At 48.1% G+C, this 17,390-nt stretch carries 19 protein-coding genes; 11 read left to right on the top strand and 8 right to left on the bottom strand.

All coding sequences use genetic code 11. The annotated features are described in order from the left end of the window. Positions 1–172: 172 nt before the first annotated feature. From CK797_RS08850 to zwf, 3 genes are all read right to left on the bottom strand, one after another. Entirely contained in the window at positions 173–2,128 is a 1,956-nt protein-coding gene (locus CK797_RS08850; protein WP_104689376.1) for a glycoside-pentoside-hexuronide (GPH):cation symporter, read from the bottom strand. Between the two features lie 281 nt (positions 2,129–2,409). After that, on the bottom strand, positions 2,410–3,846 hold the full coding sequence (gndA, locus tag CK797_RS08845; protein WP_104689375.1) for an NADP-dependent phosphogluconate dehydrogenase: 1,437 nt from the start codon (positions 3,844–3,846) through the stop codon (positions 2,410–2,412). Positions 3,847–3,987: 141 nt separating this feature from the next. Continuing rightward, on the bottom strand, positions 3,988–5,469 hold the full coding sequence (gene zwf / locus CK797_RS08840; protein WP_104689374.1) for a glucose-6-phosphate dehydrogenase: 1,482 nt from the start codon (positions 5,467–5,469) through the stop codon (positions 3,988–3,990). Positions 5,470–5,788: 319 nt separating this feature from the next. Between zwf and CK797_RS08835 the strand changes: the two genes are divergently transcribed. Then, entirely contained in the window at positions 5,789–6,352 is a 564-nt protein-coding gene (locus CK797_RS08835; RefSeq protein ID WP_104689373.1) for a cadmium resistance transporter, read from the top strand. Between the two features lie 30 nt (positions 6,353–6,382). Beyond that, positions 6,383–6,721, top strand: coding sequence for an ArsR/SmtB family transcription factor (locus tag CK797_RS08830; protein WP_104689377.1), 339 nt, complete (start codon positions 6,383–6,385; stop codon positions 6,719–6,721). A gap of 32 nt (positions 6,722–6,753) precedes the next feature. Here CK797_RS08830 and CK797_RS08825 read toward each other — a convergent pair whose 3' ends face one another. Continuing rightward, a complete protein-coding gene (locus CK797_RS08825; protein WP_104689372.1) occupies positions 6,754–7,923 on the bottom strand; it encodes a CynX/NimT family MFS transporter in 1,170 nt (389 codons plus the stop codon). A gap of 191 nt (positions 7,924–8,114) precedes the next feature. On the opposite strand from CK797_RS08825, the gene CK797_RS08820 reads away from it, so the two are divergent. Continuing rightward, a complete protein-coding gene (locus tag CK797_RS08820) occupies positions 8,115–8,555 on the top strand; it encodes a VOC family protein (protein ID WP_104689371.1) in 441 nt (146 codons plus the stop codon). Positions 8,556–8,605: 50 nt separating this feature from the next. Here CK797_RS08820 and nrdI read toward each other — a convergent pair whose 3' ends face one another. After that, positions 8,606–9,073 carry a class Ib ribonucleoside-diphosphate reductase assembly flavoprotein NrdI gene (nrdI, locus tag CK797_RS08815; RefSeq protein WP_104689370.1) on the bottom strand — a complete coding sequence of 156 codons (468 nt, stop codon included), beginning with the start codon at positions 9,071–9,073 and terminating at the stop codon, positions 8,606–8,608. Positions 9,074–9,283: 210 nt separating this feature from the next. Between nrdI and CK797_RS08810 the strand changes: the two genes are divergently transcribed. The 6 genes from CK797_RS08810 to CK797_RS08785 all read left to right on the top strand — a co-directional run bounded on the left by CK797_RS08810 (position 9,284) and on the right by CK797_RS08785 (position 13,184). Continuing rightward, entirely contained in the window at positions 9,284–10,147 is an 864-nt protein-coding gene (locus tag CK797_RS08810) for a multidrug ABC transporter ATPase (protein ID WP_104689369.1), read from the top strand. A gap of 12 nt (positions 10,148–10,159) precedes the next feature. Beyond that, positions 10,160–10,690 (top strand): NAD(P)H-binding protein, encoded by a 531-nt coding sequence (locus tag CK797_RS08805; RefSeq protein ID WP_104689368.1) that lies wholly within the window; start codon positions 10,160–10,162, stop codon positions 10,688–10,690. A gap of 15 nt (positions 10,691–10,705) precedes the next feature. Continuing rightward, positions 10,706–11,233 carry a DUF1836 domain-containing protein gene (locus CK797_RS08800; protein ID WP_104689367.1) on the top strand — a complete coding sequence of 176 codons (528 nt, stop codon included), beginning with the start codon at positions 10,706–10,708 and terminating at the stop codon, positions 11,231–11,233. 99 nt (positions 11,234–11,332) lie between these two features. Continuing rightward, positions 11,333–11,785: a MarR family winged helix-turn-helix transcriptional regulator gene (locus CK797_RS08795; protein WP_104689366.1), complete on the top strand. Its 453-nt coding sequence runs from the start codon at positions 11,333–11,335 to the stop codon at positions 11,783–11,785. Between the two features lie 13 nt (positions 11,786–11,798). Further along, positions 11,799–12,527 carry a B3/4 domain-containing protein gene (locus CK797_RS08790; protein WP_104689365.1) on the top strand — a complete coding sequence of 243 codons (729 nt, stop codon included), beginning with the start codon at positions 11,799–11,801 and terminating at the stop codon, positions 12,525–12,527. Between the two features lie 27 nt (positions 12,528–12,554). Beyond that, a complete protein-coding gene (locus CK797_RS08785; protein ID WP_104689364.1) occupies positions 12,555–13,184 on the top strand; it encodes a pyridoxamine 5'-phosphate oxidase family protein in 630 nt (209 codons plus the stop codon). Positions 13,185–13,277: 93 nt separating this feature from the next. Here CK797_RS08785 and CK797_RS08780 read toward each other — a convergent pair whose 3' ends face one another. Both CK797_RS08780 and CK797_RS08775 read right to left on the bottom strand, forming a co-directional pair. After that, the gene (locus CK797_RS08780) at positions 13,278–14,387 is read right to left on the bottom strand and encodes an AI-2E family transporter (RefSeq protein ID WP_104689363.1); all 1,110 of its coding nucleotides are present in this window, start codon (positions 14,385–14,387) and stop codon (positions 13,278–13,280) included. A gap of 1 nt (position 14,388) precedes the next feature. Continuing rightward, on the bottom strand, positions 14,389–15,222 hold the full coding sequence (locus CK797_RS08775; RefSeq protein ID WP_104689362.1) for a TIM barrel protein: 834 nt from the start codon (positions 15,220–15,222) through the stop codon (positions 14,389–14,391). Between the two features lie 96 nt (positions 15,223–15,318). Here CK797_RS08775 and CK797_RS08770 point away from each other — a divergent pair, with 96 nt between their 5' ends. Beyond that, positions 15,319–16,212, top strand: a complete 894-nt coding sequence (locus CK797_RS08770; RefSeq protein ID WP_146085287.1) for a hypothetical protein — start codon at positions 15,319–15,321, stop codon at positions 16,210–16,212. Positions 16,213–16,239: 27 nt separating this feature from the next. Continuing rightward, positions 16,240–17,193 carry an alcohol dehydrogenase catalytic domain-containing protein gene (locus CK797_RS08765; RefSeq protein ID WP_104689360.1) on the top strand — a complete coding sequence of 318 codons (954 nt, stop codon included), beginning with the start codon at positions 16,240–16,242 and terminating at the stop codon, positions 17,191–17,193. Between the two features lie 69 nt (positions 17,194–17,262). Here the strand turns inward: CK797_RS08765 and CK797_RS08760 are convergent, their stop codons facing one another. After that, the gene (locus CK797_RS08760; protein WP_225365041.1) at positions 17,263–17,376 is read right to left on the bottom strand and encodes an IS3 family transposase; all 114 of its coding nucleotides are present in this window, start codon (positions 17,374–17,376) and stop codon (positions 17,263–17,265) included. Positions 17,377–17,390: the final 14 nt, after the last annotated feature.

The raw sequence follows: 17,390 nt of genomic DNA, 5'->3' as shown, positions 1-17,390 counted from the left end.
CTAGAATGACTTAATTCGTTTAATATCGATAGCTTTTCTTCTGTACTATATTTTGAATTCCTATCCACAAAAAATGCCCTCCAAGTATATAAGATGAATTTTCTATTTCATCTGTATACTTAGAGGGCATTATAGCCATGCTTACGGGTAGCTTTCGATTTATTTATGCTGACTAATCAGTAGCTTGGTCCTTCTTGGTAACCTTTAGGATATTATCCTTATGGGTAACCTCAGCACCGGCCTGCTCCAGCATTGCAAAGTTGAATTCTTCGCTATTCGTAATGGTAACAATGACGGTATCATCGAGCCCGGCCTTCTTGATGGTTGGGTCCCAGAATTCCATCAGCTCAGTGCCCTTTTCAACGTGTTGACCTTTGTTGAAGTAGGTGACGAAGCCTGTTCCGTGCAGTTTAACTGTGTCGATCCCAATGTGGATCAGGAGGGCAACACCACTGTCGGAAACCAGTCCAACCGCGTGCCGGGTTGAGAAGGTTGCCCGAACGGTACCACTGAATGGGGCGTAAACCTTACCATCAGATGGCTTGATAGCGAAACCTTGACCCATGCTGCCACTGGCGAAGGCATTATCCTTAACGTCCTTGAGGTCAACGAGGGTTCCGGCAACCGGTGCAGGAATTTCGGTAACACCTGGCTGTGGTTGTGCTGCTGGTTCTTCAGCAGCGGCATCTTGACCACCCTTGTTGAATTGCTTACCCCAAGTCTGTTCCAGCTTGGCAACGATCTTGGCGTGTGAGGATTCATCCAACTTAACCTTAAGGGCGAAGATGATGATCCCGATAACAATCAGAGCAATTGGAATTAAGAACATGTAGATCTTGAAGATACTTACGCCGTGAGCAGTAACCGTAGCGGCAGTAGCACCACCGGTCATCCCGGCAGCAACAGTAGCAGCACCAACGACACCGTTGGCAACGGCACCACCGAACTTATCAAGCAGTGGACGAACTGACAGGGTCAATGATTCATCACGGTGACCCAGCTTCAATTGACCGTATTCAACGGAGTCGGTGATCGTCATCAGGACAACCAGGAAGATGATCGGTTGTGGGATGAAGAACAATTCGGCCCCAAGTAATACAAGTGCTAAGGACTTGCCAGCGAAGGCAAAGATCAGGGCACCAAGAACTTCGATTGAAGCGGCACCGTAGAAGAGCTTGTGACGACCAATCTTACCTGAGAAGAGTGGGAATGCGAAGACGGAGATTACCCCGACAACCGTGTTCAAACCACCCAGGATGGAGAAGGCCTTGGAGTTACCTAAGATGTAGGTGAAGTAGTAAAGCTCAAAACTGTTCAGCAGGGTCTGACCAGTTGTAAAGAACAGGTAGGATAATGCGATGGCCAGCAGTTGGTCATTCTTGACTAAGATCTTCAGGATGTCCTTGAACTTGGTCTCTTCCTTATTTTCACGAAGAAGTGACTTCTGCTCGTGCGTGAACATTCCAACACCGATCGCAGTGATGGCGGAAATTGCGGCAACAATTGCGGCAAAGATGAACCAACCACGGTCATCACCAGTCCCGCCGTTTTGCTTGACGGAGAAGAACAGGACCATTGGCATGATGACAAAACCGATGATCTGACCACCGATGGTTGAACCAACCCGGGCGAAGGTAGCAATCTTGTCACGTTCGTGCGAGTCGAAGGACATCGCTGGAACCATGGACCAGAAACCAACATCATTAAAGGAATAGAACACATCCATAATGATATAAATAATAGCAAATAGAACCAGGTAAAGGATTGGGTTGCTCATGTTCAGACCACCCAGTGGCGTGAACAGTGCAGCAAGCAAGACGGCTGAAATAACACCACCGCCAACAACCCAAGGCTTGAATTTACCCCATTTGGTGTTGGTTCGGTCAATTGCGTTCCCGATCATTGGGTCGATGATTAATTCACCAATCCGCAGAATCAGGATGATCAGTGTAACGTAACCGACCATCTTGTTATCGAAGTGCTTGTCACCAGAATCGAACAGGTGACCAGTAACGTACATCATAAAGTAAGTAGAAAGTAATGCAAAGAAAGCATCATGACCAAAGGCCCCCAGCGAGTATGCCAGGCGCGAGCGGACAATATGCTGCTCTTTCTTTGAACTATCCATATTGACTCCCCTTTTCTGCAACAGCTTTGATATAACTTACAACTGCTATGTTAAGCGCTTTCAATAAAGATGTCAATGCTTTTTTAGTAAAGTTTTACGAAATAGGGCGGTTGCTAAGCATAATTTCATGCACAATTACGTTGAAACTGTCATGTGTATTGTTTGAAAGGTAGCGGAGCGATGGGGAGTTGATTACTTTGGTAAAAGGTTGAAGTAAATATTTATACAAAAAAAGAACCACCATGACGGTGATTCTCTTCATTAATTGGTTAGGTTTGAATTTATTGTTCTTTGTACCAGCTGTAGTGGTAGTTACCAGGACGGTCAACCCGCTCGTAAGTGTGAGCACCGAAGTAGTCACGCTGAGCCTGTAACAGGTTAGCAGGAAGAACTTCTGCCCGGTATGAGTCGTAGTAGCTGATGGCTGCGCTAAGAGCAGGAACAGGAATCCCGGCCTTAACAGCAAGAGCAACAATGTCCCGGATAGCCTTTTGGTACTTCTTGGCGATGTCTTTGAAGTAGTCATCCAGCAAGAGGTTCTTCAGGTCAGGGTTCTTATCGAAAGCATCGGTGATGTTTTGCAGGAACTGAGCCCGAATAATGCAACCAGCCCGCCAGATTTGAGCCAGTTCACCCATCTTCAGATTCCAGTTGTAGCGTTCGGAGTCGATCCGCATCTGTTCGAATCCTTGAGCATAGGACATTACCTTACCAAAGTAGAGGGCTTCACGAACCTTTTCGATCAATTCCTTCTTGTCATCGATGGTGATGGATTCAGTAACCTCTGGAAGAACCTTGCTTGCGGCTACACGTTCGTCCTTCATCATAGAGATGTAACGAGCATAAACGGCTTCGGTGATCACGGATTGTGGAGCACCACCTTCAAGGGCGGTTTCAGAACTCCACTTACCAGTTCCCTTGTTGGCACCCCGGTCGAGGATCATGTCAACAATTGGCTTGTCCTTGTCGTCACCCAGGTCATCCTTACGAGTCAGGATATCAGCGGTGATGTCAACCAGGTAGCTGGATAATTCACCCTTGTTCCATTCGGCAAAGGTCTTGGCGATGTCGTCAACTGGCATCTTTAGGACGTTACGCATGATGTTGTAGCTTTCGTCGATCAGCTCTTCGTCACCATATTCAATACCGTTGTGAACCATCTTGACGTAGTGACCGGCACCATTAGGACCGATGTAAGCAACACATGGCTTGCCATCTTCCTCAGCCTTGGCAGCAATCTTGGTTAGGATTGGGGCAACCAGGTCATAGGCTTCCTTCTGGCCACCTGGCATCAGAGCAGGGCCGTGGAGAGCACCAAGCTCACCACCGGAAACTCCCATGCCGATAAAGTTGATACCAGACTTGTCGAGCTTGGCGTTCCGGGCCATGGTGTCGTGGAAGTTGGTGTTCCCACCATCAATCAAGACATCACCCTTGTCCAGCAGAGGGAGTAATTCGTTAATTACTGCATCAGTTGGCTTACCAGCCTTGACCATCAGCAGGATCCGCCGTGGCTTCTCCAGGGAGTCCACGAAGTCCTCAATTGTGTAGCTTGGGACGAGCTTCTTGTCGCTGTGGTCCTTCATCATTTCATCAGTCCGGTTGCGGTGCCGGTTATAGACACCAACCGTGAATCCCCGACTCTCAATATTTAAGGCCAGGTTTTTACCCATAACAGCTAAACCAACAACACCAATTTGTGCTTTTTGATCAGACATCAAAGTCACTCTCCTCATAAAACTTGTATTTCGTTTCACAATGCCCATTATAACAAATAATTACCGACCTGCAATCGATATGCCGATTAAATTGAAAAGACTTTAAAAACTAAACGCTTTAAAGTCTCCCTATCTAAAATATTAGTGGTTGAGCCGGTAAACCCACTTGCGGCCATCACGGGCCAGCAGTTCATCGGATGCTGCGGGCCCCATTGAGCCAGGCGTGTAGTTAGGGAATTGCGGCTTTTCGATATCCCAGAGCTTACGGATGACGTCAACAAACTTCCATGCGTAGGCGATTTCGGCCCATGATGCAAAGTTGGTGTGGTTTCCTTCCAGAGCATCGTGGAAGAGACGTTCGTACGGTTCTGGAGCTTCTTTCTTGTCGGTATCGCTTTGCAGGTAGCTCAGGTTGACTGGTTGGGTAGTGAAACCTTGACCAGCGCGCTTAGCATTCAACTGCATAGCAAAGCCAGACTTCGGTTCAACAAAGATGGTCAAAACATTGGAGTTCAGGGATTGGTCGCTTTCGTGACGTGGGTCGGCAAAGATGTCAATCAACGGCTTCTTGAAGACAACATCGATCCGGGTGAACTTGTCAGCTAACTTCTTACCAGTCCGAACGTAGAATGGTACTCCAGACCAGCGGTAGTTGTCGAATAACAGCTTGGCAGCAACGAAGGTTTCAGTACCGGATTCAGGGTCAACCCCATCGGCGTCACGATAGGCTTCCGTCCCGTTACCGGCGTCGTATTGGCCACGAACAAAGTTGGCAGCGGCTTCAGATGGGGTGTAAACCCGCAGACTCCGCAGTGCTTTGATCTTTTCAACCCGGACATCAGTGTCGGTGAAGGAAACCGGTTGTTCCATCGCTAATTGGGCAACGATCTGCATGATGTGGTTTTGGACCATGTCACGAAGGGCACCGGAGTTGTCGTAGTAACCGGCACGCTCTTCAACTCCCAGTTTTTCACTCAGCGTTACCTGGATGTTGTCGATGTAACGATTGTTCCAAAGTGATTCGATGATCGTGTTACCGAAGCGCAGCGCCTGGATGTTTTGCACCATTTCCTTGCCCAGGTAGTGGTCGATCCGGAAAATCTGGTTTTCATCGAAGGTCTTGGATAATTCATCATTCAGCTTCTTAGCGGAGTCGAAGTCACGACCGAATGGCTTTTCGATGACCAGACGGTTGAAGCCGTTGTCAGAAAGCAGGCCCTGCTTCTTCAGGTTCAATGCAATGGTGCCAAAGAATTGTGGTGCCATTGACATGTAGAAGAGGCGGTTGCCGTCGGTGCCGAATTGCTTGTCTAATTCAGTAATCCGGTCCTTTAAGATGGCATAGTGCTCAGGCTTCGTAACGTCGTGAGCCTTGTAGAAGAAATGTTTGGCGAAGTCGGCAGCCTCACCGGTGCGCGTTTCTTCGATATCTTTGATTGAGTCTTGAACCAACTTTTGAAATTCTTCGTCGCTCATTTCGTGACGAGAGGTACCAAGAAGGGCAAAGTGGTCAGCCAGGTAGCCCTTTTGATAGAGCTTGAAGAGGGCGGTGTACAGCTTCCGCTTAGCCAGGTCACCGGTTGCCCCAAATAATGTAATGACAGCTTTATTTTCTGTAGCCAAAAAAGTTCACTCCTTCTGAAATTTCAGAAATTCTATAACGACCCAATTATAAACTCTTCGCGGCTTTTCTGCACTAAAAAAGGAAACGTTTTCTCATCAGTCATAGATTTGCTGAAAATGGAATACCGAGGCAAAAGAGCGCCATAGTGACTCTTTGTTAAGCGATTATCATTTAATGGTCTAGAGCAAATTTTTTTGGTTCTTTATGTAACCACGCTGCATATATTTGGGAGAAAATCAAAAGCCTCTTGTAAACATACCTAAAGTGGAATATTATATCAGTTAAATATATCGATTTTAGCATATTTAAGGTGCAACCATGAACATAACATTGATTTTCATTACTTTTTTGGCGGTCAACCTGGACTTTTTCTTCATTCTTCTTTTTCTCCTGGATCGTTACCGAACCCAGGAAGTGATGGTGGGTTACCTGTTAGGAATTACTCTTCTGTTGGTTACCAGCTTCTTCATCGGTAAAGTGTTAGATCTGTTCTTGCCAGAGTGGCTACTGGGATTTCTCGGCTTGTTGCCAATCTACATGGCCTTGCACGATAGCGATGAGGATCCCAGTCATAATTCGCACCGTAGTCCGGTGGTAGCGATCCTGGTCACTTATTTGGCCGTGTGTGCGGGTTGCAACTTATCGATTTTCCTACCAGTCCTGGTAAACGAGACTTATTGGGGCTTTGTACTAACGGTGATCTTCGTTCTTTTCTTGGCGGCCGTGTCGGTGGCCTTGATCAAACACTTTGGGAACCTGACCGTGGTTAAGCACCTTCTGGCTCGGTACGGTGAGGTTCTGATGAAGATTGTCTATATTGGAGTGGGACTGTACGTCTTTTACGATAGTGGCCTGATTTTTCATCTGTTCAATCTGGTATAATAGTTTCTAAAAAGGAAGGGGTGTACCGTGGTGCTACCGGCGGATGACCTGATTGAGGAAGCAACAAAGATATACAAGGTGTTGAGCAACGGTACTCGGATCACGATCCTGTACTACCTGCGCCACCAAGCCGGGGCGGTGGACGTCTCTACAATCGTCAACGATCTCGGGATTGCTCAGCCGGTCGTCTCCAAGCAGCTGGGTATTCTCTACCGCTATCAGCTGGTTTGCAAGCACAAGCAGGGTACCCGGGTTTATTACATCCTCGACGATCCGCACGTGGTGGAGATGATCGACGACATGCTTAATCATGTCAAGCATGAGATCAAGGGTGAACCGCATCCCAAAAATCTGTATGACAAAAAATAAGCATCGGTACTCACCGATGCTTATTTTTATTACTAAATATATTGTTTGCGTTCGGCCAGAACTCCACAGACTGTGAAGAAGATTGAGGCAATAGCAATGACAATCAGGCTGGCGAACCAGTTGTGTGTCCGGGCATTAAGATTACCAACGATAATTGGTCCCAGAGCGGAGATCAGGTAACCAACAGACTGGACCATTCCCGACAGGTTCCGGGTATCGGCCGCGTTTTTAGTTTTAAGCCCGAACAAGGTCATTGCTAGAACGAAGGTAGTTGTGGTTCCCATCCCCAAAAGCAGGGCGACTACGCAATAGTATGCAAATGAACTGACCGGGAAAAACATCATAATAGTTCCTACTAGTGACGAGATACCGGCGAAGAGCATGATTGGTTGCCGGTTAGCCATCTTGGTGGCGATAATCGGTACCAGGAAGGCAAATGGGATCGAGAAGAGCTGAAGCAGACCGGCAATTAGGCTGGCTTGGTCGCTGGAAAGACCGGCGTCCATAGCGATTGACGGCAGCCAGGCAACAATGCTATAGAAGACAAAACACTGGCCACCGAAGAAGAGAAGAAGCCACCAGGCGTTCATATTCTTCCACATATTAGTTCCCTTTGCTGGCTTTTCTTCACTAGTGGTTGCCCGTTCGTTATATTTGAGGTTGGGTAGCCAAATAATGGCAGCAACCAAGGCGATTACACTGATAATAATAATTGCAGTCTGCCAGCTGCTCTGGTGGGTAATTGGGGTGATGGCATAGGCCCCGATGGCCGCAAACAGGGTCATCGCAGTGTTGTACATCCCAGTGACGCTCCCAATTCGGTCAGGATACTTGTCAGCGATAATGGCTGGTAGGAGGACATTGATGCAAGTGATGGCGATTCCGACCATCACGGTCCCAATCATCAGGGAAGCGAAGTTAAGAACCCGCAGGTAGGAACCGACGAACATAATCACCATAGCTACCTCAAGGGTTAGTTCGTTACCGAATCGCTGAGCCGTCGAAGAGACAACTGCCGACAAGAGACCAAAGCAGAGCAAGGGGATCGTTGTTAAGATCCCAAGACTGGTAGGAGCCACTGCGAAGGTGTGAGCGATTTCTTTGACGACTGAAGGAATGGCGGTAATCGGCATACGCATGCAAACCCCCAGGAGGAGGAGCCCAACAATCAAGAGTGGGCTATGTTTTTTAACTGCTTTCACATTATTCTTCCTTTCTATAATATAAGTGTAGGTAAAACATTAAACTAACTTAAGCCATACCATTATAGCATAAAGCATTTTCATCTATGATTAAATAACGATGAGAGTATGGTAAACCATTCGGCAAAAATTTGACTTGGAACCGGTTTGGACCATATAATCAACGATGAAGATTGACACGGAGGAAAATTATGACGGCAAGAATATACCCGTACTTAACATTCAAGAATGCCAAGGAGGCTATGGACTATTACGTCCAGGCCTTTGGGGCGACGATCACATACCACCAACCGTTCAACCAGGAACAGGCGGAAAGCCTCGGTATGGCAACGGATGATGAAAGTCTCCAGCAGACGACATTGCGGGGTGAGTTTACGATTGCCGGACAGAAGGTTATCTGTGCAGATGCTACAATGGGAACGCCACAGTCCTCGGCCCGGGTTTCGCTTATGTTAAATTTCGCCGATACGAGTGCGGCTCGTCAGCTCTTTGATCGCTTGGCGGAATCGGCTGACCAGCGGGTGACAGTGCCGTTTGGCAGCTGGATGTTCGATGGTCAGATGGGTCAGGTTGTCGATAAGTACGGGATTACCTGGTTGATTACCACCGCTGCCGATGCACCGCAGCAATAATTTAAAGCCTCTCTGGCAACCATGACCGGTTGTCGGAGGGGCTTTTTAGGTTAAGCATTCACGCTAGCCCAGCGTTGACACAGGATAGCATAGATATGTTCAGCGTCCCGTGCGGTGCCTCGTAGCTCGTAGTCGGCAAGAAATGGAGCGGAAAATTGCTTAGCGTACTTGCGAGCGGTCAAGCAATATTGTTCGTTGAAGTTCCGATTGCCTGAGCCAATGACGCCGACGCATTTTTTAGCGCTGTTGCTGTCTTCAATGTATTCACCCAGGGCGTTGGTCATGATCTCGGTGAAGCCGGAATCGATGCCATTCCCCCCGGTCAGGTAGGTAGGCACGAAGACGAAGAAGGGTTCTTTCTCCGTTTCGGGAATCGTCTGGTCACTGATTTCCTTTGCGTTGATCAGTGGCTTATCGTTATTGAATGCGTGTTGTTGCTCGGCATATGCGCTGAGGCGTTTGATGAACGCGCGCGTGTTCCCTTCAATTGAAATATAGATGATGTTGATTGGGGCCATATAGTCATACTTCCTTCTAAGATGTTCAAGTTTAAATCTTGATTAATTATACTACAATTACGCGGTTAACAGTTTATCAGTCATGTTACGATTAGCCATGGCTTTGTTATCGCTTGTTATATCGAACAGATTTATAAAGATTTCCCCGCTGCTAGGTATAAAATGCTAAAATTATAAGTAAGTAATGAGAAGATAAGGGGGAGCAGAAAGTTGAGTCGAATTAGCTTAAGTAACCTGATGTTTGAGGCTAAGTCTGGGGATCAACTTGAGGATGTTTCAATGGAACTGGTATCGCCGCAGATGGTTGCAATCTGTAGTAACGATGAAGGGGCTGCCTCATCGCTGGAACAGCTGATCACTGGTGCCGGGAAAGTCCTAGATGGGGATGCTAATGTTAATGGCCATAACCTAAAGTATCTCCGTCGTCACCATGACGAGCTGATTGCCAACCTGGCGGAGATCGATCTGCGAGGCAGGACAATTGAAAAGGCGATCAAGAAGACTTGTCGGCACCAAGACGGAGCACTTAGCCTGGAAGCTACCCTTAAGATGTTACAGCCGCTAGCTCTCCAAGCAGACACCAAGATAGCAGCCCTAAACGACAGTCAGCAACAGGAACTGAAGATTATTCTCCTATTGGCGCTGCGTCGGCCAATTGTCGTGGTGGGGCAAGGGCTTGACCAGCTAACCGAATCATCCCGGTTGACAATGGGACAGCTACTTAAGGATTACACTCAGAAGACCAACTCCCTGGTTCTCTTTACTAGTGAAAATGTCTCGACTATGATGCGCTTTGCTGATGTGATCTATTACTTTAACGGTAGCCGTTTGACCTCTGTCCGGGCCCTGCACCTGGGAGACGGGGTCGATTGTACAGTCACCGTTACCGGCACTGGTTTGCCGGTGGAGATGGCGGTTCGGATGGGGGCTCATATGCTCGAAGAGGCGCCCAATGAGACCCGTTTTCTTTACACGGGGAATATTCAGGCCCTTCTACCACTTCTGGAGCAGAGTACGATTACCGACGTCCGCATCGAGGATGCCTCGGTTGAGGATGAACTGATGGCTTACTAGAAAGGAAAGATAATGGCACGAATTGTGATAATCAGCCGTCGCCACGATAAACTGGCCCGGTTAATTATGGAAAACTCATACGCGGCCGTAGCAGCCAATAGTTTTGATGTCGACTTGGAGGCGGGGGATATCCTCTGTTGGCTTCCCCAGGCTGGTGACCCGGTCGATGATGAGGTTCAGCAGCTGGCTGCCCTGGTCGATCGCTCCCTCTTTCCGCCCCAGAAGATCGTAATGCTTTCGATTGCCGGTATTGCTGACGATGCAGATGAGACCCAGCTTAAGCAATGGTACGGCAAACACGCACTACAAGCGGTCTGGGCTCACCAATACGCGGTTAAGATGATCGACGAGTTAGAGCTCCCTTATGTGGTGGTTCGTGCCCTGCCACTGGGAGCCGGTGCACCAGAGATTAAGATTACAGATGAGGGGCAACCCCTGACCGGAGAGAACGTGAGCGAGCAGCAGCTGGCTCAGGTCCTCCAAACGGTTCTGACGACCAGTAAGTTTGACAATCATTCAATTGGTGTTATGCCATGTAAGTGAAACGAGGTAAGGACAATGAAAAAAATAACGGACTATCAACACTGGCAAGAGACTGTTCAGCACGTCCGCCTACCGCGGTGGAAAGAGCTGCCAACCTTGGGCTTGTATGTTGACCAGGTGGTGACGGTTGTCAATGAACAACTGGCCAGCTTTGACGTTGAGCCACTGACCAAGGCGATGGTCAATAACTACGTTAAGAAGAAGGTCATTCAGGCTCCGGTCAAGAAGAAGTATGCCGTTAACCAGCTGGTTGACCTGCTGCTGATTGGCTTTTTCAAAGTTAGCTTCAACATTGACGATATTCGTGCCGGAATTGCTCAACTGACGATTACCACATATCCGCAGCTGGCCTATGATCACTTTGCGACCGTTCTGGAGTCAATCCTGACCGGTCAGCCGATCGATGATGATGTGGAGATTGACCCAACTAATCAGGAGTTGATGGAGTCAGCGATTAAGGCGGTTCTGGCCCACCTCAAGGCCGAGCATATTTTCGGTGACATGCGTCGGCAACAGAAGCCTTTGAAGGTTGAAAAGGGATAAGTAAGGGAGTGTCTGCAAAGGACGCTCTTTTAATTTTCAGCACTTTTTGTTGCATTTGCAACAAAAAGTGCTATTATAGTGAACGAGGAGATTTTTACCATGATCGATATTTTACGGGAAGTCGGGATGATTGAACGCGCATTGGATTCGATGTCAAATATTGAATTTAAGCAGATTGGGCTGGCACGGGGCCAGTACCTCTATGTTGTCCGAATCTACGAGCACCCAGGCATTATCTCCGAGCAGCTATCGAACTTGATAAAGGTTGATCGGACCACGATCGCCCGCGCCGTCAAGAAACTTGAAGATAAGGGCTTCATTGAGCGACGCAGTGATCCACGGAATAAGAAGATCAAGCGGCTGTTTGTCACTGAAAAGGGAAAGAAAATCTACCCCTTCATCATTCGTGAGAATCAGCACTCCAACGCGGTGGCGCTTCGTGGTTTTACTGATAAGGAAGCTCAGCAGGTCCATGACTACCTGGTCCGGATTCGACATAATATCGACAGTGATTGGGACCTGGTCAAGCATGGCGGTAAGCGAGAATATTAAGGAGGCTTTTCAAATGGAAAAAGTTGTTGTTGACCAAAGCTTCTGGGAACTCTTCCCGGACGCCCAAGTAAATATTTTATATGCCAATGGAATTGATAACCATGACACGGATAAGAACATTGCTGAACGGCGCAAGATGCTTGCCAACGCGGCCAAGGAAGCGGACAAGTTCCTAACGAACGAGACTTTCCGATTGAATCCAGTGATCGACCAATGGCGGAAGGCATACCAGCAGTTCAAGAAGAAGAAGGGAGCCCGGGCCTCTGTTGAAGCCTTACTAAAGCGAGCCAACCAGGGCCGGACCTTTGAACCGATTGACCCGATGGTGGACGTCTACAATAGCGTCTCCATGACCTACGGGGTACCGGTTGGCATGGAAGATCGGGATAAGATTAAGGGGGCCATGCATCTTGGCCAGGTTGACGGTGGTCAGTCCTTCCGTCCGGTTGGTGCCGATGACGACGAGCCAACCCTGCCCGGTGAAGTTTGCTATTACGACGAAGAGGGAGCCGTTTGCCGTTGCCTGAACTGGCGTGATGCTCAGCGGACAATGCTGACGGAGGACTCTCAAAATGTTGTGGCGGTTATCGAATCTGTCAACGCCGAACAGGCCGAACGAGCCAATGAGGCGATGGAAGAACTGAGCAAGCTGATCAATAAGTACTTCGACGTTGAAACGACCAAGGTTTACCACTTGACGAAGGATAACCCGGCAGCTGAAGTACCAACTGATATGCAATAAGAAGTGTTTTGAAATGGAGGGTGGCATATGCGTAAGGACATCATCACTGATCATGCCAAACTTTCCTGGATCCTTGACCAGTGCCAGATCCTGCGTCTGGGCTTGACTAACCAGCGCGGTGCCTATATTGTGCCGGTGCATTATGGTTACCGGGAAGGAGTAGATGGCCACTACACTATCTATATTCACGGGACGGGGGATGGCGAGAAAGCAGCTGCCCTCGACCATGCGGATACGATTGGTTTTGAGACTGACCATGGTCACGAAAACCTCATTTACACCCCACCGCGGCCAAGCGATTTTAGCCCGTCCTTCATGAGTGTGATCGGTACTGGGACACCGCAGCGTTTGACAGATCCCCAAGAGAAGCTTGCTGCAATCAGGATGCTGATTCATCACTACGTCAACACAATTCCAGTGGCGATTGCGGCGGCTGATGTCCAAAACCTTGCAGTCTGGTCCATCGAGGTGACCCATATTACCGGTCGGGTGCACAACCCAACGACTGACTGGGCACGTGCCTTGGGGATGCCCTTCAAGGAACGTTATGGTAAGCACTACCAGAATGGCGCCGTGGTTGCGGACGATTCTGACAAATTGACCATCGACGATCATGATGTGCCGGATGCCGCGACCGGTGCTTCTCAAAAGGAATAGTGATTACAAAAGGTCTGATAGTCGTATTAATATATGAAAAAATAAAGGTGGCTGAGGGAAATGATTTTCTCTCAGCCACCTTTGCTATACAAATTAATTATTGGCTTTCACGTGCCGATGCTGAATGTCCTCGGCAATCAATTTGTAGATCGCGGCAAACAACGGTACAGTTAGCATCATCCCCAGAATACCGGAGATTCCTCCACCGATAATAACAGCGGCGAAGACCCAGACACTCGGTAAACCGATACTTTTACCGACGACCAGCGGGTAGGTGACCCGATTGTCGAACTGCTGAAGGACGATGATGAAGATTAGAAAGATCAACGACTTGATTGGGGAAACGGCAAAGATTAGAACGACCCCGATGCTGGCTCCTAGAATTGCCCCGATGATCGGAATCAAAGCGCCAAAGAAGGTGACAACCCCGATCATGGAGGCATATGGCATCCCCAGTAGCTTCATGCCGATGAAGCATGCGATCCCCAGGATAGCGGCGTCTTTGCACTGACCGACGATGTAGTTGCTGTAGCTTTCATCGAAGGTGTGGATAACGTGCATAATCGGCCGTTTGAATTTGCTGCAGTAGGTATCCATCAGCCGGTTGAACTGTCGGGAGAGCATCTCCTTGTAAATCAGAAGGTAGATTGAAAAGAAGAAGGCAACTATCGCAGTCGTTGCTACGGAGACAATCGAGCTGGCAGTTGACATGACGGTCTTTAGAGTTCCCCCAAACCCATAGCCAACGTACTTGCCGATTTGATTCCAATCGAGATGTTTGGGATCAAAGCTCTTCCAGAAGTCCTTAAAATTGCTGTTCTCCTGGACAGTGGAGATGAAGCGATTGATGACCCGGCCATGGTTGGTGACCAACAGTCGGACACAGCTAACGATTTCAGGGATCACGAGCCGGATGACTAGCGCGATAATGATAATAATCGATAGGTAGGACAGAACGATGCCAACAGCTCGCTTGAAACGCTGAGCGCGAAGGCCGGGCAGCAGATGCTGGTAGAGATGCTCATACTGACGCAGGAGGAGATTGACGATGTAAGCCACTACGCAGCCGATAAGTAAAGGTATGGATGCTCCCAAGATTGTCTTTAGGAGCTTGGCAACGACTCCCCAGTAGGTGACCGCTAGAAAGAGGAGAAAAAGCGCTAGAACAAGGGAAATGTGACGACGGTGAATATGAATTTTCATACTAATTCTCCTTTAACTGCCGGTAGATCTCCAGCAGATATTGGTGGCTGGCCAGCTGTTCCTGGCAATCGTTCTGATTGTGCAGGTTGATCTCATAAATGCTAGTGGCCGTTGGGTTGAGCAACGGCAATACCGGTGCCCAGTCGATCTTGCCCTTTCCTAGCTGCAGGCTGTCGTGGGTCATTCCCATTGAGTCGACTAGGTGGTAATGGACAACAGCCGGGGCTAGGTGACGCAGGGAACGCTGGAGGCCAGGGTTATCACCATGCAGCTCAATGAAGCAATGAGAGGTATCAAAGGCCAATCGGTAGTGATGATCTAGGATTTCATCCTCCTGGTCGGGGTGTCCGTAGGCAAAAACCGGGGCAATCGAATTTTCAAACATAATCTGGTTGCCACCCTCGTCGGCAAACCGGTCCAGGCGATGGTAGACAGCCTGGCGGGCATCCTCAATACTCGGGTAGAGATCAACCATATGCTCAACCTCAGGGCCAGAATAGCCGCCATGAATCAGGACCTGGACGTTGAGGTCATGCCCTAGCTGGATCAGCTGTGCGGTGGTCGTCTCAATAAAACGATAGAGGTCTGGGTAGTATTTCTCAGGAGCTACGACTTCGGAGTGGTGATTGCCAAACTTCATCGGATGGTGAAGAACGATCTGATGAATACCCTTGGATTGGACATACTGAATGGCATCATAGAGTCGCTGGTAGCCATCGGTGGTGAAATCACTAGCGGCGGTGAAAAATTCATAAACAGTTGGGTGGTACTGAATGCGATCGTCAATTTGGACGCGGTCGCTGCTTCCCTTGAGGCCAAGAATAGGCTTAAACATTTGATAGGACTCCTTAACTAAAGATTGCTTAATATCAATGATAGCAGATTTTGTTGTGGTAAGATTGTTTTGAAGTTAAGAAGGGAGTGAAAAAACGTGCAGGAGCATTGGCCGCGTCAGCCATTAATTTTAACGCCACAGTTACCATTGATTTGGGTTGGGAGTTACTGGAGTATTGGACAAATGTTTCAGCAATGCGGCCAGTCGATAGGACAGCCTAGTGGTGATCAGGTTGAAATGGCATTGATGCTGGCCTTCGTTTGGATTGGAGCTAGCGCTTATAATCAGCTATTGATCTATCAAAATATTCCCATAACAGGGATTATTCGCTATAAAAATTTAGCAATCGGAAACGCCCTTACTCTAATTTGTACAATCATATTAGCTTGGGGGAAACCAGCTGTGATCCTTTTTCCCCGTCATTTAACGGTAATGACAGGAATACTCACGGCGCTCGCTATATTGTTAGCAACGTTGGGAAATTATTTTGTCGCTAGTACTCGCCGCCTGCCGGATCGCCTACCGCTTTGGCTGGGACCAATCACGATAATTCTTACAATGGTTGTAATTCCGCTATTTTTTACTCTTGGTGGGCATGGACAAGCGGTGCTGGCAGCTATTTTAGTAATTACTATCCAAGCTGGTCATTTTTGGCAGCTGCCTCAGTTGCTTACCGCAGTTTTGGCTCGTCGAAGTGGATTCTATAATGTGCTTATTGGTGCTGATTTAGCAGCCCTAATTGCAAGTATCCCCTTGGGAATTGTTAGTGAGTATCAATTATGGAATGCGGATGTTATTGATCGTTTAAGCATTTGCTGGGGAATTGCCCTTCTTAGTTTGGGTATTAATACACTGATAATTGCTGCTATGCAACGTTACCATAATGACTATCGCTATGGGCATGCCGAAGGATATGAAAATTGGTTTGTCGCGATAGGAGCCCTGCTTTGGGTGGTGTTATTGGTTGGCTTGATTTTAGTGATCAAATAAATTTTCAATTGAGGGAGGAATTGATTAATGCAAGCAGTGGTTATTAAAGAAGCTGGCGGACCAGAAAAGCTAATTTATACGACGGTTCCAACTCCACAAGTCAAGCCAGGCTGGTCATTGGTAAAAATTAAGGGCTTTGGGATTAACCACTCGGAAATATTCACTCGGCAGGGCTTGTCGCCTAGTGTTAAGTTTCCCCGCATCTTGGGAATTGAATGCGTAGGCGTGATAGCGGCCACCACCGATTCTCAAAGGTTGCCAGTGGGGCAGAAGGTTGTTTCTATCATGGGTGAGATGGGCCGGGCGTTTGACGGTTCATATGCGGAATATGTCTTGCTGCCCAACGCTCAGATTTACCCAGTCACCACTGGACTCGACTGGAAGACCTTAGCGACAGTTCCGGAGACCTACTACACAGCCTATGGTTCAATGCTGAACCTGCGACTGACATCGAATGATGATATTCTCGTCCGTGGAGCCACGAGCGGAGTTGGGGTGGCTTTCCTCAACCTGGTCAAGGCCTGCTATCCAGGAATTCGCGTTGCCGGAACGACTAGGAACCCGGCCAAACAGGATCTGTTACTCAATCAGGGCTTTGACGACGTGATTGTGGACCACAAGGGTGAGCTTCAAACGGATCGTAAGTTTACCAAGGTTTTAGAACTGATCGGTCCGGCCACGGTCAAGAACAGCTTTAAGCATACCAGGGCTGGCGGAATCGTCTGTTCTACTGGTGAGCTAGGCAACCAGTGGTACCTGCCACGGTTTGATCCGATTATGGATATCGCCCCTAACGCCTACCTCACCAGTTTCTATTCTGGAAATGTAGATGGCGTAAAACTAAATCACATGCTCCACCTAATTGAAGGAAAACACATTGTGGCCAAGCCAAGTAAAGTCTTTCGTCTGGATCAAGTTGCTGCTGCCCACACTTTCCTAGAGGGACGTCATTCCTTTGGTAAGGTAATCGTTTTATTATAATAACAAAGCGCCAAGTCGGCTTTTCGGCACTAGCGCCTGTCAAGTATACAGTTCAAATAGAAAAATAGTTTATGCGGCTTGAGCGCGGAATTTTTCCGCGGTCAAGCCGTTTTTGGATGTATAAGCTCGTTGAGTGTTGAAATATTTAATAGCTTCCTTTACTGATTGTTCTAATTCCGTCAATGTTTTAGGCCGCG

The organism is Limosilactobacillus pontis (genome assembly GCF_002940945.1).
Lineage (GTDB): Bacteria > Bacillota > Bacilli > Lactobacillales > Lactobacillaceae > Limosilactobacillus > Limosilactobacillus pontis_A.
The sequence above is the reverse complement of the archived record's forward strand: the minus strand, read 5'-3'. Positions and strand labels throughout refer to the sequence as shown.